The sequence below is a fragment of the Natronomonas gomsonensis genome (genome assembly GCF_013391635.1).
Classification (GTDB): Archaea; Halobacteriota; Halobacteria; order Halobacteriales; family Haloarculaceae; genus Natronomonas; species Natronomonas gomsonensis_A.
On sequence record NZ_JACAWU010000001.1, the window covers coordinates 976,186 to 991,703 of the forward strand.

15 protein-coding genes are annotated in these 15,518 nt (G+C 65.1%); 7 read left to right on the forward strand and 8 right to left on the reverse strand.

All coding sequences use genetic code 11. The features are described from left to right. Window positions 1-3: 3 nt before the first annotated feature. The gene (locus HWX69_RS05090; RefSeq protein WP_178916010.1) at window positions 4-807 is read right to left on the reverse strand and encodes an aldo/keto reductase; all 804 of its coding nucleotides are present in this window, start codon (window positions 805-807) and stop codon (window positions 4-6) included. 108 nt (window positions 808-915) lie between these two features. Here HWX69_RS05090 and HWX69_RS05095 point away from each other — a divergent pair, with 108 nt between their 5' ends. Next, window positions 916-1,704 carry an arylamine N-acetyltransferase family protein gene (locus tag HWX69_RS05095; protein WP_178916011.1) on the forward strand — a complete coding sequence of 263 codons (789 nt, stop codon included), beginning with the start codon at window positions 916-918 and terminating at the stop codon, window positions 1,702-1,704. 114 nt (window positions 1,705-1,818) lie between these two features. Here HWX69_RS05095 and HWX69_RS05100 read toward each other — a convergent pair whose 3' ends face one another. The 7 genes from HWX69_RS05100 to HWX69_RS05130 form a co-directional block, all read right to left on the reverse strand. Beyond that, window positions 1,819-2,598 (reverse strand): helix-turn-helix transcriptional regulator, encoded by a 780-nt coding sequence (locus HWX69_RS05100; RefSeq protein ID WP_178916012.1) that lies wholly within the window; start codon window positions 2,596-2,598, stop codon window positions 1,819-1,821. A 109-nt stretch (window positions 2,599-2,707) separates the two neighbouring features. Beyond that, window positions 2,708-3,016 (reverse strand): hypothetical protein, encoded by a 309-nt coding sequence (locus HWX69_RS05105; RefSeq protein ID WP_178916013.1) that lies wholly within the window; start codon window positions 3,014-3,016, stop codon window positions 2,708-2,710. 43 nt (window positions 3,017-3,059) lie between these two features. Then, entirely contained in the window at window positions 3,060-4,883 is a 1,824-nt protein-coding gene (locus tag HWX69_RS05110) for a metallophosphoesterase (RefSeq protein ID WP_178916014.1), read from the reverse strand. Next, the gene (locus HWX69_RS05115; RefSeq protein WP_178916015.1) at window positions 4,880-6,760 is read right to left on the reverse strand and encodes an alkaline phosphatase D family protein; all 1,881 of its coding nucleotides are present in this window, start codon (window positions 6,758-6,760) and stop codon (window positions 4,880-4,882) included. The genes HWX69_RS05110 and HWX69_RS05115 overlap by 4 nt, the downstream gene beginning before the upstream one ends. Window positions 6,761-6,923: 163 nt before the next feature. Continuing rightward, window positions 6,924-7,367: a low molecular weight phosphatase family protein gene (locus HWX69_RS05120; RefSeq protein ID WP_178916016.1), complete on the reverse strand. Its 444-nt coding sequence runs from the start codon at window positions 7,365-7,367 to the stop codon at window positions 6,924-6,926. Window position 7,368: 1 nt separating this feature from the next. Beyond that, on the reverse strand, window positions 7,369-8,529 hold the full coding sequence (gene arsB / locus HWX69_RS05125; RefSeq protein WP_178916017.1) for an ACR3 family arsenite efflux transporter: 1,161 nt from the start codon (window positions 8,527-8,529) through the stop codon (window positions 7,369-7,371). Further along, on the reverse strand, window positions 8,522-8,917 hold the full coding sequence (locus HWX69_RS05130; protein WP_178916018.1) for an ArsR/SmtB family transcription factor: 396 nt from the start codon (window positions 8,915-8,917) through the stop codon (window positions 8,522-8,524). Before HWX69_RS05130 ends, arsB begins: the two co-directional genes overlap by 8 nt. 323 nt (window positions 8,918-9,240) lie before the next feature. Between HWX69_RS05130 and HWX69_RS05135 the strand changes: the two genes are divergently transcribed. From HWX69_RS05135 to HWX69_RS05160, 6 genes are read left to right on the forward strand one after another with little or no spacing between them, the layout of a single operon-like run. Further along, entirely contained in the window at window positions 9,241-10,278 is a 1,038-nt protein-coding gene (locus tag HWX69_RS05135) for a PstS family phosphate ABC transporter substrate-binding protein (RefSeq protein WP_178916019.1), read from the forward strand. 21 nt (window positions 10,279-10,299) lie between these two features. Further along, the gene (gene pstC, locus HWX69_RS05140; RefSeq protein ID WP_178916020.1) at window positions 10,300-11,262 is read left to right on the forward strand and encodes a phosphate ABC transporter permease subunit PstC; all 963 of its coding nucleotides are present in this window, start codon (window positions 10,300-10,302) and stop codon (window positions 11,260-11,262) included. A gap of 15 nt (window positions 11,263-11,277) precedes the next feature. After that, the gene (gene pstA, locus HWX69_RS05145) at window positions 11,278-12,987 is read left to right on the forward strand and encodes a phosphate ABC transporter permease PstA (RefSeq protein WP_178916021.1); all 1,710 of its coding nucleotides are present in this window, start codon (window positions 11,278-11,280) and stop codon (window positions 12,985-12,987) included. 2 nt (window positions 12,988-12,989) lie between these two features. Next, complete coding sequence (gene pstB / locus HWX69_RS05150) at window positions 12,990-13,844, forward strand: phosphate ABC transporter ATP-binding protein PstB (protein WP_178916022.1); 855 nt, start codon at window positions 12,990-12,992, stop codon at window positions 13,842-13,844. A gap of 2 nt (window positions 13,845-13,846) precedes the next feature. Continuing rightward, on the forward strand, window positions 13,847-14,512 hold the full coding sequence (phoU, locus tag HWX69_RS05155) for a phosphate signaling complex protein PhoU (protein ID WP_178916023.1): 666 nt from the start codon (window positions 13,847-13,849) through the stop codon (window positions 14,510-14,512). A 1-nt stretch (window position 14,513) separates the two neighbouring features. Beyond that, complete coding sequence (locus tag HWX69_RS05160; RefSeq protein WP_178916024.1) at window positions 14,514-15,518, forward strand: phosphate signaling complex PhoU family protein; 1,005 nt, start codon at window positions 14,514-14,516, stop codon at window positions 15,516-15,518.

Consider the following 15,518-nt stretch of genomic DNA (forward strand, 5'->3'; position numbering starts at 1 on the left):
TGCTCAGTTCCAGGGCGCTTCCTCGAAGTCGACGTAGCGCTTCTCGCGGTCGATGTCGTCGATTCGCGCTACGTCCTCCTCGTCTAGCGTCACTTCGAGTGCCCCGAAGTTCTCGCGGATGTGCTCGGGCGTGGCGGATTTCGGGATGGCCGAGACGCTCTCCTTCGACAGTAGCCACGACAGCGCCACCTGTGCCGGCGTGGCGTCGTGTTTCTCGGCGATGTCGATTAGTTCGGAAACCTCGGTCACGTCGCCCTTCGCGAGCGGCGTGTAGGCGACCAGGTGGTGGCCGTGTTCGCGGGCCATCGCGCGGAGTTCCTCCTGCTGGAACAAGGGGTGACACTCGACCTGGTGAGCGAAAAGCGGCGCGTCGAGTGTCTCGATGGCGTCTTCGAGCAGTTCGGGCGTAAAGTTCGAGAGGCCGACGTTGCGGACGAGGCCGTCGTCGTACAGCTCGTCGAAGGCGGCGAGCGTCGCCTCGCTGTCGTAGGCGCGAATCGGCCAGTGGACGTACAGCAAATCCAGCGTCTCGACGCCCAACCGGTCGATGCTCGCCCGGGCGTGGTCGAGTACGTCGTCGTATGCGAGGTTGTCGGGACTCACCTTCGTCGCGAGGAACACGTCCTCGCGGTCGACGCCGGAGGTCGCGATACCGTCGCCGACGGCGGCCTCGTTGTCGTAGCCTTCGGCGGTGTCGACGTGCCGATAGCCCGCGTTCAGCGCCGTCTCGACGCTGTTCGCACACACTTCGTAGTCGGTGTTCTCGTAGGTGCCGATGCCGAGTGGGGGGAGGTCTTCGACTGCCATGTGTCGCATTCGAGCGCCGGCCTCAAGTGTGTTCCCGGAACCTATCACGACCGCTACAGCAATCGGCTTCAGCGAGCGCTTTTGTGGCACTCGCCCTCACACCCCAACATGGACCCCGACCGCTATCTCGCTCGCCTCGGCGTCGACCCCGCCGAAGTGTGGCCGCCGACGTTCGAGACGGTCGAACGCCTCCAGTCGGCCCACGTCCGGACGGTGCCCTTCGAGACGCTGTCGATAACCGGCACCCCCGACGGCGACTGCGGTGGCGAGGGCGTCACTCTCCTGCTACCGGCGCTCTACGAGAAACTCGTCGAGCGCGAACGCGGCGGCTTCTGCTTCGAGTTGAACGGGCTGTTCGGGTGGCTCCTCGAGGAACTCGGCTTCGATGTCGACCGTGTCGCCGCCTGCGTTCTCGACGACGACGGCGACCCCCGGCCGCCAGCGAACCACCACGCACTTCTCGTCACCTTCGAGCGGCCGTACGTCGTCGATGTCGGTCTCGGCTTACCGAAGATGCGCTGGCCGGTGCCGCTCGAGGACCCCACTGACCCCGATTCCGCGGGCGTCGCGTGGCGAACCGTCGAAAGCGACCGCCCCGACGCCGACTACGTGATGCAGACTCGTCGACCAGACGAGACCTGGAGCGACCGCTACATCTTCACGACCGACCCCCGACAGCTGTCGTACTTCGCGGCGACGTGTGAGCACCTCGCGACCGCTCCGGAGTCGACGTTCACCGGCGACCCGACGGTCAACGTCGGCACCGAAGGCGGCTACAAGCGGCTAACGCCGGAGACGTTAACCGAGGTCACCGACGGCGAAAAACGCGAGCGAGCGGTCGCTCCCGAGACGTATCGCGACACGCTCGAATCCGAGTTCGGCCTTCGGTTCCGCTGAATCCCCCACAGGATACGCCCCGACGGCTGGCATCGGGTGCATCCCCACCGTTCGTCTCGACGGTCCGAGGGGTATTCACGCTACTCCCTGCACGATGTGCACGGCGTGCACAGTTCAGGCATCGAGCGGGTCGGCCTCCTCGCGGTACTGCTCGAAGGTCGTCTCGGCCCACTCGTACACCGCCTCTGACTCGCTTTCGATGAGCGCGAGCGGCGTGCCGCGCTCGTCGACGACGCCGAAGAGGACTCGGTCGTCGAGCAGCGCGAGCATGTACGGGAGGTCATCGTGGACGTAGTAGTTCGCGCCGTCGGCGTTCGCCACCGTGTCGAGGTAGCCCTCGTACGACGGGTCATCGCGCATCGCGGCAACGACTTCGGCATCGACGACGAACTCGACGGTGTCGCTGCCGGTCGCGTTCTCGATTCGTTCGTGTGCCATGTCGGCGCTGTCCTGCATCACGACCGTCGCGAATTCACGGATGCTATCGGAGTCCCGCCGGGCGGCCATTGCGCGCTCGACCGGCGCCAGCGGCTGTTCGGCCGTCGCCTCGACGATGTCGGCGTCGGCCAGCGCTGCCGGGTCGAGGTCGAACTCGTCGGTGGTCACCCGTCCCAAAAGCGGTGTGAGGTCCTCACCGAGGTCGAACGAATCCAAGAGGTCGGAGAACTCACGTTCGACGTAGGCGCCGAGTGCGGTGAGGCGGTACGGCCCGCCGTTGTTCTCCTCGGCGACCCACTGCCGTTCGATGAGTTCGTCGAGCGTCCGTGAGACGGTGGTCCGCGAAGCGTCGAGTTCCTCGCGGAGTTCACGGGCATCCGCCGGCCCCTCCACCAACGTCGACAGTAGTTCGATACGTGTCCCCGACCGCGCCAGATACGCCACCGCCCCGTTCATCATCGGGGCTTGATGGCACCGCCGTATGAAGGTACTCACTCGAAACGGTCCTCCGGGATGCGCTTTGCGGTGACGATGTAGAATGGCTTGTGGGCGGTTCGGCGCCGAGTCAGTCGCCGGGTTCGGGAGCGTCTTCGCCGGGGTCACGGGTCCGGTACCACCGATACAGCAGATAGAGCCCGACGACCAGGAAGACCACCGAGAGGCCGTTGAGGGCGAGGTTCATCGGTCCATCGGCGGGGAGCGGCCCGTCGTCGGTCAACTGAAGTAGGCCGTAGGCCAGCCACGTACAGCAGAGGCCGACGAGCATCGTCAGTCGGCGTCGCGGAATCGCGCCGCGATAGTACTGGACGGCCACCCCGGCGAGGAGGACGAGGTAGGCGCCGAACAGTGCGATGTCGGCCGCTTCGGAGACCATACCGACCGGTGGACTCGCCACCGACAAAGTTCCCGGCGGTCGCTTACAGCGCGCCAGTGTCGATGCCGACGACGGTTGCCTCGCTGGTCGTCCCCGGGACGGTCAGCCACTCCTCGGCGCTCGGGTCGTACGCCTCGAACGGCCCGAAGGTGTAGCGGTCGCTGGAATCGATGCCCTCGGGCGCCTCCGCGAAGTAAGTGACCGACCCAGATTCAGTCGCACCCATCTCGAAGTACACCCACTTCGTCTCGCCGGGGGCGGGTTCGGTTCGCTCGGCGTCGCCGGCGATGGCGTCCCAGGCGGCCGGGATGCGGTCGCGGATGCGGACCGCTTCGGTCGCCTCGAGGGCGAGGTCGATTTGGTTCGGTTGGCCGGCGGTGAACACGGACCCGTCGTCGCTGCGGGTTCCCTCGACGACGAGTGCCTCGGTCACCGGTCCGTCGTAGCGGTCGATTTGCTCGGGTTTGGGGACGCCCGATTCGGTGGCTTCGTCGGATTTCCGTATCTCGAAGGCGTCGGCGACCAATTGCTCGCCGTCGTCGTCGGTCTCGCTGGTGACGTACTCGACGCGGATGCGTTCGTCGTCGATGTCGAGTTCGGTGACGCCGAAGTGGCGGTTGCTCCGCCGGGCGAGATAGTCGCTCGGGGCGGTGTTGCCGAAGCCGTAGTGGGAGGTGCCGCCGGTGCCGTTGGTGACGAACGTCGTCCCGTAGGGTGACTCCCAGTTCCACGCCGAATCGGGACCGTAGTCGTCGCGGTCGGGGCGGGCCTCGATTGGCTTGGTTCGCTCGTAGACGTGGTTGTCGCCGCACAACACGAGGTCGACGCCGTACTCGTCGAACAGTTTACCCCAGCGGTCCCGGAGGATGTCACGGGGGGCGTGGTCCGGCGAGTCGGTCCACAGCGGGCCGTGGAAGTAGACGACCGTCCATTTCAGGTCGTCGTGTTGGGCGGCGTCGGAAAGCGTCGCTTCGAGGAACCGCTCCTGTACGTCACCGTAGGTGAGGCCGCCGAACTCACAGCGAGGGTCGTAGATGGGGACGAACTCCTCGCCGCGGCCCACGTCGCCACAGCCGTCGGTCGTCGTCGAGAGGCCGATGAAGCGGGTGTTGTCGTAGTCGAAGTGATACCACCGCTGTTCGTGCTGGAGGTCGTCGAGAGCGAGGGTGTCGTCGACGGGCATCAGGTCGTTGAGGCGGCGGTCGTACTGGAGCAGTCCCGTCCCGGGTTCGGCCTCGTGGTTGCCGGGGACGGTCATGAACGGCGTCTCCGCGTAGAAGGACTCGAAGGTCTCGAAGTACAACTCCCACGTCGAGGGCTTGCCGTTGGCGTAGGCCACGTCGCCCGGGAGCAACTGCACGTCGGGGTCGCGTTCGGCGGCGGTCGCCATCACGCGTTGGGGGTCGTCGGTGTTGGCCCGCTGGAAGGGGTTGTTCGGGTCGGCGATGCCGTGGTCGCCGACCGCGGTGACCGAAAACCCCGACTCGGGGTCGGCCGTCGAGACGGTGAACGACTCCGAGCGACGGTCGTCGAGGGCGGCCGCGTACTCGTAGGTCGTCGCCGGGTCCAGCCCTGTCACGGTCGCGCTGTAGGCGACCGCTTCCTTCCCCGGCACCGGCTGTGGGGTGGCGCTGACGGTCGTCGTCGGGGCGTCCGGTTCGCCGATTTCGAGGCGGGCGTCGGCCGCCGGCGCGCCCGTCCATCCCACGCGGAGCGTCGTCGCCGGGTCGCGGCCGTAGGCGACGTGGACGCCCGCCGGCCCGTCGGGAACCTCGGCTTGCCCGGCGGCCGAGGAAACCAGAAACGGCGTCGCCGAGGCGGCGGCGACGCCCTTCAGGACCCCGCGTCGCGAGAGGTCCTCGCTCATCGGTCGACACCTCCCGGGCGGTCGCCGGCGAGTCCGGGCAGCGTCTCCGGAAGCGTCGGCAGCGGTCCGCCACGGAGTTCCTCCAGTCGGACCTCGCCTTCGGGGACGCGATAGCTTCGCAGGAGGCGCTTGGGCGCGTCGGCGGCATCGACGGTCCGGTCGACGCCGTAGGCGGTGTAGACGGCCGCGTCGTCGGTGAACTCGACGGTGGTGTAGCCGTACCGCGACCAGTTGAACCACTCGACGTGGGGGTTCTGGGATTCGACGAGCAGTTCGGCGGCGTCCTCTTCGAGGTCCGGTGGCGTCGGGGTCTGTGTCCCGAGGTTATCGCTGGTGACGCCGGGTGACATGAACTCGACGCCGACGCGGTCGGCCTCGGCGCCCGGAAGCGGCTGTTGGCGCTCGGTGTCGCGGTAGTCGGTCTTCGCGTAGGCGGCGACGTAGGCGTGCATGTCGCCGGTCAGCGTGATGAGGTTGAGCGCGCCGTCGCGGCCGCGGGCGGCCCGCCGGAACTCGCCCATGATGAGTTGCCGCTCGTGTTCGTAGCCGTCCCAGGCGTCGTAGTTCACGAAGAAACTCCCCTGCTCGCCGGCGTTGGTGGCCTTCAGCGCCGCGTTCAGCACGGAGTTACCCCACACCTTCCACGTCGCCTCCGACCCGGTGACGCCGTCGAGGAACCACTCCCGCTGGTCGCCGCCGAGCATCGTCCGGTCGGGGTCGTCGACGTTGCGGGCCGGCGGCGCGGCGATGTCGCGTTGGCCGAACTCGTCTTCGGGGGGCGGCGACCGATACAGGCGCTCGTCGGTCATGAACAGCTCCGCGAGTTGGCCGAATTCGAGGGAGCGGTACAGTCGGAATCGTTCGTGAAGGTCATCGGCATCGCGGTCGTACTCGACGCGGAACGGGACGTACTCGGCCAGCGCCTCGATTCCCTCGACGTACAACTGCCGCATCTTCTCGGGGTCGTCGCCGTAGGGGTGGGAGGCGGTGTTCGGCGCGCCCGTCTCGTAGTTCCACCAGCGGTTGTTGACGATTTCGTGGTCGTCCCAGGTCATCACGAGGGTGTGGCGGGCCAGCGCCGCCTGCATGTGCTCGTCGGCGCGGTAGGTGCGGTGGATGGTCCGGAAGTCCGCGAGGGTGTGGGCCACGTCGTTGCCCGAGGGCAACCGGATGTCCCGGTCGGGTTGGTTGCCCGCGCCGCCGTACTCGTAGATGAAGTCGCCGAGGTGGAGCAGGTAATCGGCGTCCTCGCGGGCGATGTGTGCGAACCCACCGAAGTAGCCGTGGAGGTAGTTGTTACACGACGCACACGCGAGCTTCAGTCGGTCGGGGTCGGCCTCGGGTTCCGGCAGTGTTCGTAGGCGGCCGACCGGCGAGGCGTCGCCGTCGTAGACGAATCGGTAGAAGTAGAAGGTGTCCGAATCGAGTTCGCCGTCCAAATCGACGTTCAGCGTGTAATCGGAGTCGGGGCCGAACGCCGCGGCCGGTACCCGGAAGTGTCGCGTCTCGGCCGTCGAGAAGTCGGCCTCGGCGTTTTCGGTTTCGCGGTCCGGTGCGGGCGTCACCTGCAGGCCGACCGGGTGGTCGCCCTCGTAGGCGGCGGGGTCGATTCGCGTCCAGACGATGGCGCCGCTCGGCGTCGGCCCGCCGCTCGCGACCGATTGGGGATACACCGCTTCGCTCGTCCGGTCGACATCGAAGCAGTCGTCGGTCGCTGTCGCCCCTCGTGGGTCGGCGTCGTCGGCCGCCGCGCTACTCGAAAACAGGGTCGCCAGTGCGCCCATCGCCGACCCGGCGCCGGCGGCCTCCAGGACCGCCCGCCGCGTCGATGTCGTCGGTTCGTGTCGTTCCCGCTGTCCGCTCTGTCCCGCTGTCATCACCGCTGATTGACAAGAGGAGTGATAAAAATCCACTAGCAGAAGCGTCCAAATAATTACGATAAAAGCTCTCTCAGTGCTGCTACCGGGGAATTCGGGGTATTACGATTCTCTCCCCGTGTGTCCGTATCTCAGGGGAGGGTCACAGTCGCCCTTCGACTGGTCAGACCGACGACTCGATTTCGTCGAACAGCGCGGCCACGTTCCGCTCGATTTCGTCTCGAATCTCACGGACATCGTCGGAGGCTTTTCCGTCGGGGTCGGCGAGCGCCCAGTCGCGTACGTCGACGCCGGCCGCTACGTCGCCCACGTCGAGTGTCGAACAGCCCATCGTTGCGACGTACTCACACGAGTTCAGTTCCTCGATGGTGATTTCCCGTGGCTTGCGCTCCGAGAGGTCGAATCCCAGTTCGTCCATCACCTCGACGACTTCCTCGTGGACGGCGTCGGCGGGGTCGGTGCCGCCGGTGAGGATTTCGACGCTGTCTTCGAGGCCGCGCCGTTGCCGTTCGCGCTCGGCGAAGGCGGTCGACATCTGCGAACGGCCGGCGTTCTGGACGCACATGAAGGCGATGCGAATCGGGTCGGTGTCGGTGTTTGTGGACATGTCAATCGTCGTTCGTCGTGGGTTCGGTCGTCGAGTCGTCGAGACTGCCGGTTTCGAATCCGCTCCAGTCGAAGCGGCGCTGGAAGTACAGCGCGACGTTGACCAGCGCCAAGAGGACGGGCACCTCGATGAGCGGGCCGACGACGGTGGCGAAGGCGACGCCGGAGCCGACGCCGAAGACGGCGACTGCGACGGCGATGGCCAACTCGAAGTTGTTCGAGGCGGCGGTGAAGCCGATGGCGGTCGTCGTCGAGTAGTCGGCGCCGATGCCCCGTCCCATCCCGAAACTGACGAGGAACATCACGACGAAGTAGATGGTCAGCGGGACGGCGAGCAACAGCACGTCGGTCGGCTGGTCGACGATGGCGCCGCCCTGGGTGGCGAACATCACGACGACGGTGAACAGCAAAGCGACGAGCGTGAGCGGGTCGATTTTCGGGACGAACGACTCGTCGTACCACTGTTCGCCCTTGACTCGGGTGCCGACCGTGCGGGTCAGGAAGCCGCCCGCGAAGGGGATGCCGAGGAAGACGGCGATGGCCCAGAACACCTGACCGACGGTGATGTCGAAGGTCGTGATGCCGGCGACGAGCGTCTCCATGCCCAACAGCGGCGGCAACACGAGCGCGAAGAACCAGACGTAGACGCCGTAGGTGAGTATCTGAAAGAGGCTGTTGAACGCGACGAGTCCGGTGACGTACTCGGTGGAGCCTTCGGCGAGTTCGTTCCAGACGAGCACCATCGCGATACAGCGAGCCATCCCGATGAAGACCAATCCGAGGAAGTACTCGGGGCGGGCCGGCAGGCCGGGAACGAGGCCGCTGAAGAAGAAGACGGCCAACCCGAACATCAGCGTCGGGCCGATGAGCCAGTTCTGGACGAGACTGAGGCTCAACACCCGCCAGTTCGAGAACACCGTCGGGAGCTTCGAGTAGTCGGCCTTCGCGAGCGGCGGGTACATCATCAGGACGAGGCCGATTTCGACGAGGTAGAACTCCTGAATGGGCTGGGTGACTGAGGGGGCGAAGAAGCCCAACCCGACGCCGAGGGCCATCGCGCCGAAAATCCAGACGGTGAGGTACTTATCGAGGAAGTCCATCGACCGGGGGTCCCCACAGCTCTCACACTCACAGTCCGGGCCGTGCTCGTGGGCGTTACTCATCGACACTGCCCTCGAGGACGGTGACGAGCGCGACGGCGCGGTTGGTCGCCCGGTACTTCTTCCAGCGGCCCTCCTTGCGCCCCTCGACGAGGCCCGAATCGACGAGCTTCGACAGCGCGTGGCTGAGACCGCTCTCACTCACGTCGACGAGCGGCGTCAGTTCACAGACGCAGAGTTCCTCGCCCGCGGCGACGAGCACGCGGACGAGCGTGTAGCGCGTCTCGCTTGCCAGCGCCGAGAGTACGTCGAGTTCCGCCTCGACGCGGGACTCGCCGAGTGCGCGTTCGAGCGCCCCGAGTTCGTCGAGGCGGCGCTCGACGTCCTCGCTGCGACACGCCCCGAGTTCGTCTTCGAGGTATCGCTGGAGTCGTTCCGTAGCTTGTGCCATCGGCAATTAGTTGAATAGATGCTCAAGTAACTGTTTCGATTGCGGTGGCGGTGGAACGGATTCAAATCGGTATTTCCGGTCGAGATGGCGAAATTTGCTACTCGAGGCGGCTCGTGAAATCGAGTAGTAATTGAGTGAATATGGTGTTGGAGTCTCGCTGGAGACCATCTGACCTCGTCGATAGGGAGGGGATCGGACCGGCACAGAGCAGTACGTACTGCTATCGAGCATTCTATATCCTTACTTCCCGCTCTATGTATATTCTACGTAGACTATATTGATATTAGCATAGTACTTCAACCGCCTCCGGATACGCTCAGGTGATGGCACCAAGCCACTTCGACCGCATCACGCGACGTAGCGCAATCAAAGCAGCCGGTGGAGCTGGCATCCTCGCTCTCGCCGGGTGTACCGAGAGCTCCGGTGGAAACGGCAACGGAAACGGCGGCGGTAACGGTAACGGCAACGGTGGCAGTACTGGCAACGGAAACGGAAGTGGCAGCGACTCACTCTCCGGTGACATCGTCATCACCGGCAGCAGTACGGTGTTCCCAGTGACGGACGCGATGGCCGAGATGTTCATGGAGGAGCACCCGGACGTGAACGTCACTGTCGACTCGACCGGGAGCGGCGGCGGCTTCGAGAACCACTTCTGTCCCGGTGATTCGGTCATCAACGGCGCGTCCCGCCCGATCAAAGACGAGGAGATCGAGAACTGCACCGGCAACGGTGTCGAACCCGTCGAGTTCCGGATCGCCGGTGACGCCCTCACGATGGCGGTCAACAACGAGGCCGACTGGGTCGACTGCATGACCTTCGACGAGATGTCCCAAATTTGGCGCGAGGACGGCGCAGAGACGTGGGCAGAGGTCAACTCCGACTGGCCCGACGAGCCGTTCGAGCTGTTCGGGCCGGCGTCGACCTCGGGGACCTACGACTGGTTCAACGAGAACGTCATCGGTGAGGACATCAACCACACCGCCCAGCACGAACCGACCGAGGAGGACAACCTCATCGTCCAAGGTATCAACGACAACCAGTACGGTATGGGCTACTTCGGGTACGCCTATTACAGCTCCAACTCCGACCAGGTGAAAGCCATCGAGGTCGAGGCTGAGGAGGGAGACGGTTGCTCGCCGCCGAGCCTCGAGAACGCCAAGGACGGCTCCTACCCGATGGCGCGTCCGCTGTTCATCTACGCCAACGAGGAGGCCACCCAGCGTGAGGAGGTCTACGAGTTCCTGAAGTTCTACTTCGAGAACGCCGAGACCGACCTCGTCTCCGAGATCGGATACGTCCCCTCGAGTGCGGATCTCCGGGACGAGAACATCTCCACGCTCGACGACGTGTCCGGAAACTAACTGCTGGATACCCGTATTTTTATGAGCAACGAATCGAACCCGCTGCAGTTAACCGGTGGTGCAAAGAGCCGCAGCGCCAGAGAGCGCCTGTATCGCCGCGTGCTGTTCCTGTGTGCGGCCGTGTCGGTCGTCGTGACCGCCAGTATCATCCTCGCGCTCTCGGCTGACGCGGTGCGGTTCTTCGCGCTCGTTTCGCCGTGGGAGTTCTTCACCGGGACGACGTGGATTACCTCGAGAAATCAGTTCGGCGCGATTCCGCTCATCTTCGGGACGCTCATGGTGACGGTCATCGCGGCCCTCGTCGCCATCCCGGTCGGCGTTGCCGCCGCGATTTATCTCAGCGAGTACGCGAGCACGCGGGCACGGTCGATTCTCAAGCCGGGACTGGAGATACTGGCCGGCATCCCGACGGTCGTCTACGGCTACCTCGCGTTGGTGTATCTCACACCGTTCCTGCGTCGACTCGGTTTCGATCTGGGAACGTTCAACATCCTGAGCGCGTCGGTGATGGTCGGCATCCTCATCATCCCGATGGTCTCGTCGCTGTCCGAAGACGCGATGAGTGCGGTTCCCGACTCGCTGCGAGAGGCCGGCTACGGGCTCGGCGCGACGAAGTTCGACGTTTCGACTGGCGTCGTCGTCCCGGCGGCAGCGTCCGGCATCTTCGCGTCGTTCATCCTCGCGCTCTCCCGGGCCATCGGCGAGACGATGGTCGTCGTGATGGCGATGGGGCTTCGCCCCCGTCTCCCACCCGTAAAGGAGGGATTCCTCGGGCTGCCGTACGTCGACCCCGTCGGGACCGTCTCACAGTCCGGCCAGACGATGACCTCGGCGATGGTGCAGGCGGTCACCAGCGACGTGAGCGCCGCCTCGCCGACCTACAAGAGCATGTTCGCGCTCGGACTGACGCTGTTCGCTATCACGTTCATGATGAACTACCTCAGCAACCGAATCGCCGCGCGGTACCGAGAGGAGTACCAATGACACGGAGGAGCGCCAATGGCGAGTGAGCAGACATCCGTTGGCGGTGAGGCGGACACTGAGACCGTGAGTCAGGTTCGCGGCTTCGTCTTTCAACTCGTCTGTGGCGCCGCGACGGTGTTCGGCATCGCGGTCGTCTCGCTGTTGTTGCTGTACGTCGCCAACGACGCGTTCAGGCCGTTCACCGCGGACCCTGGCTGGCATCTCGTGTTCTTCGTGACGCTCGTCGTCCCGACTCTGGGGCTTTCGGTGTACTACCTCGCCCGCGACCGTGCCGGCGGAACCGTCGCGAGTTCGGCCTTCGGAATTCCGCTCGTCGGGCTGCTCGTCGGGGGTGGATTGGTCATCCTGTTCATCGAGATTATCTCGCCGCAGGAGTGGCTGGCACTGCTGGTCGCGTTGCTCGTCGGTGCTGGAGCGGTCCTCGCACACCGCCGTCTGCGACCGGAGGCGGCGATGGAACGGCTCGGCGTGTTGCTCGCTGCGCCGGCGCTTTCGGTGTTCGGAATTCCGGCACTTTCGGTCGATTACACGGTCGCACTGCCGCTCAGTGGGACGGAACTGTTCACGATTGCGTTCGCGACACCACAGCTCCTGCCGAGCGTTCGTGACCTCGTATTTCTGATTCCCGTGTTTCCGCTGGGATGGATGCTCCTCCTCGCGACGGTTACGCTGCCGGTTTCGCTGGTCTTCGGGGCGTTCCTCGCTCGTCAACGCGAGGACGGCCGTGGTCTTCGCGAACTCCCACTGATGGCCCTCGTTGTCGCGACCATCGGAGCGTTCGCGGCCATCGCGGCGGGCTTCAGCCCCCGAACCGGCGTGTTGCTGACCACCGCGACGGTCGTTCCGATGGGCGTCTACGTCGAGAGGGTCGTCCGACGCGGCGAGGGTTACAGCGGGTTCCTCTTTCCGGTGGTCGTCGTCGCCGGCATCCTCGCCGGGAGCGTCGCAACGACCACGCTCGGCTTCGCCGGCCCGGACCCGTGGCTCGATTGGGGCTTTCTCACGAGCGCCACCTCGCGGACTCCGACCGACGCCGGCATCTACCCGGCGCTGGTCGGCTCGGTTCTCATCATCGTCACCATCGCGGTAACCGCCTTCCCGGTCGGCGTCGGCGCGGCAGTGTACCTCGAGGAGTACGCACCCAGTTCCGGGTTACTCGGACGGGTCGTCGGTATCATCGAGGTCAACATCGGGAACCTCGCCGGCGTTCCCTCGGTCGTCTATGGGCTATTGGGGCTCGCGCTGTTCATCCGTGGTATCGGGCTCGAATCCGGTATCGTTGTCGTCGGCGGGCTCACGATCGGCCTGCTCATCCTGCCTATCGTTATCATCTCCGCACAGGAGTCGATACGTGCAGTTCCGGATTCGATGCGACAGGCCTCCTATGGGATGGGGGCAAGCCGGTGGCAAACGACACGGAACGTCGTTCTCCCCGAGGCGATGCCCGGTATCTTCACCGGGACCATCCTCGCGTTGGGACGAGCTATCGGCGAGACGGCACCGCTTTTGATGATCGGTATCGCCTCGAGCGTCCGGACGACTCCGGACGGGTTCTTCTCGAAGACCGGTGCGATGCCGCGACAGATCTTCTCGTGGTCTTCGGAGATTCAACCGGAGTTTCGGTTCGGCGTTCTCGCGGCCGGCGTGGTGACGCTGCTGGCCGTACTGTTGCTGATGAACGGGACCGCGATTGTCCTGCGGAACAGATACCAGCGGAGCGACTGACAATGTCAACACAAGACTCAACGACAGACGAATCGGAGGAATCCGGTGAGGCGATCATCGAAACGTCGAGCGACGTGGTGTCCTCGAAATCCCGGCCGACCTCGGGGCCGCCCGTATTCGATGTCGAAGACCTCGACGTGTTCTACGGCTCCGAACAGGCACTGCAGTCGGTGGACATGGAGATTCCGTCGAAGCAAGTGACCGCGCTCATCGGACCGTCGGGGTGCGGGAAGTCGACGTACCTCCGGTGTCTCAACCGGATGAACGACCTCATCGACGCCGCCCGCGTCGAGGGGGAAGTCAATCTAAACGGCAAGAACGTCTACGACGAGGACGTCGACCCCGTCGCCTTACGACGGAAAATCGGTATGGTGTTCCAGACGCCGAATCCCTTCCCAAAGACGATTCGGGAGAACGTCGCCTACGGCCTGAAGATACAGGGCTACGATGGCGACATCGATGCCCGCGTCGAAAAATCCCTCAAACAGGCGGCGCTGTGGGACGAGGTGAAAGACCAGTTGGACTCCTCGGGGCTGGACCTCTCGGGGGGCCAACAGCAGCGACTCTGTATCGCCCGGGCCATCGCACCGGACCCCGAGGTCGTCCTCATGGACGAGCCGGCATCGGCGCTGGACCCCGTCGCTACCTCGAAGATCGAGGACCTCATCGACGATTTGGCCGCCGAGTACACTGTCGTCATCGTCACCCACAACATGCAGCAAGCCGCCCGCATCTCCGATAAGACGGCCGTCTTCCTCACCGGCGGCGAGTTGGTCGAGTTCGACGACACCCAGACCATCTTCGAGAATCCAGCCGACGACCGCGTCGAGGACTACATCACCGGCAAGTTCGGATAACCATGCCACGAGTCGACTACCAGCGCAAATTACGGGTGCTTCGGGCCGATGTCGTCGAGATGGGCGAAATAGTCCTCGGCCGCTACGACGGCGCGTTGAGCGCCTTGGAGACGAAAGACGAGGAACTCGCCCGGGAGATTATCGAGGGCGACGACGAGATCAACGAGCGGTACCTCGAACTGGAGGCCGACTGTATCGACCTCTTCGCGCTCCAACAGCCGGTCGCGAGCGACCTCCGGTTCATCGCCGCCTCCTTCAAGATACTCACCGACCTCGAACGCATCGGTGACCTGGCGACCAATCTCGCGGGCTACGCGTTGGACGCCGAACGGGAGCGGTACCCCGAGGTCGATATCCGGCACATCGGCGAGCGGGTACGGGCGATGGTGGCCGACGCCATCGACGCCTACGACCGCGACGACGTCGGGGCGGCCCGGGAGGTCGCGTTGCGTGACGACGACATCGACCGACTGTGTGAGACTGCCAGCGAGACGGTCGTTGCGGACCTCTTGCGGACGAACTACGGCGACGAGTCGGCGGCGATACTCGAAGACACCTCGCGGTTGCTGTTGACGATTCGGGACCTCGAACGCGTCGCCGACCACGCGGTCAACGTCTGTGCACGCATCGTCTACATGGTCGAACACGACGACGAGCTGATCTACTAACATGAAACGAACTGCCACCGACGGCGGGCCGGCCGAACGCAAGGTCCAACTCGCCGGCGGGTCGACGTTCACCGTCTCGATTCCGAAAGGCTGGGCCCAGGAACGCGGCATCACGCCGGGAACTGGGCTGTTCATCTACCCCTTCGAGGACCGACTCGTGGTCGCGCCGACCGAACACGCCGGGGCCGACCGGCGGGCGGTCGTCGACGCCGACGCAGTCGACACCCGGACGCTCGTCCGGCAGATTCAGGCGGCCTACGCCGCCGGCGCCGACACCATCGAAATCGAAGCAGCAACGGGGTTCTCGTCCGAACAACGGCGGGCCGCGACCAGAACCGTCACCGAGTTGGTCGGCATGGAGGTCGCAGAGGAGACGACCCGGTCGCTTGTCGTTCGGAGCCTGCTCGACCCGGCTGAAATATCGCTCCAACAGACGATTAGCCAACTCCGACAGCTGGCGCTGCCGATGCATCGCGACGCCGTCGAGGCCGTCACGGCGGGCGACGCCGAGTTCGCCCGTCGGGTCGCGTTGCGCGACGACGACGTCGACCGCTTGTTCGCGCTCGTCAGTCGCCAGTTCTACCGCGTCCTCGTCGACGTGCGCGAAATCGACCAACTGGAGACCGACCGACTGACCGCGTTCACGCAGTTCCGCATCGCCAGACAGCTGGAGCGGGTCGCCGACCACGCCGAAAGCATCGCCGAAATCGCTGACCGTCAGTCGGCCCCGCCGGACGGGAAAATCGCCGACGGAATCGAATCCCTCGCGGCCGATGCTCGCGCCGTCGTCACGACCGCCCTCGACGGCCAGCCGGTCGAAGCTCTCGACCGTCGGACCGCGGTCGTCGACGCACTCGACGAGTTCGACCGAACCCTCTACGACGACGGTGACGACGGGACGTACCTATACGGTCGTCTCGTCGAGCGCATCCGCCGGACCGCCCACAACGGTGGCAACATCGCGGAGGCCGTCTCACTGGTCGACGCCGTCGACGGCGGGTCGTGA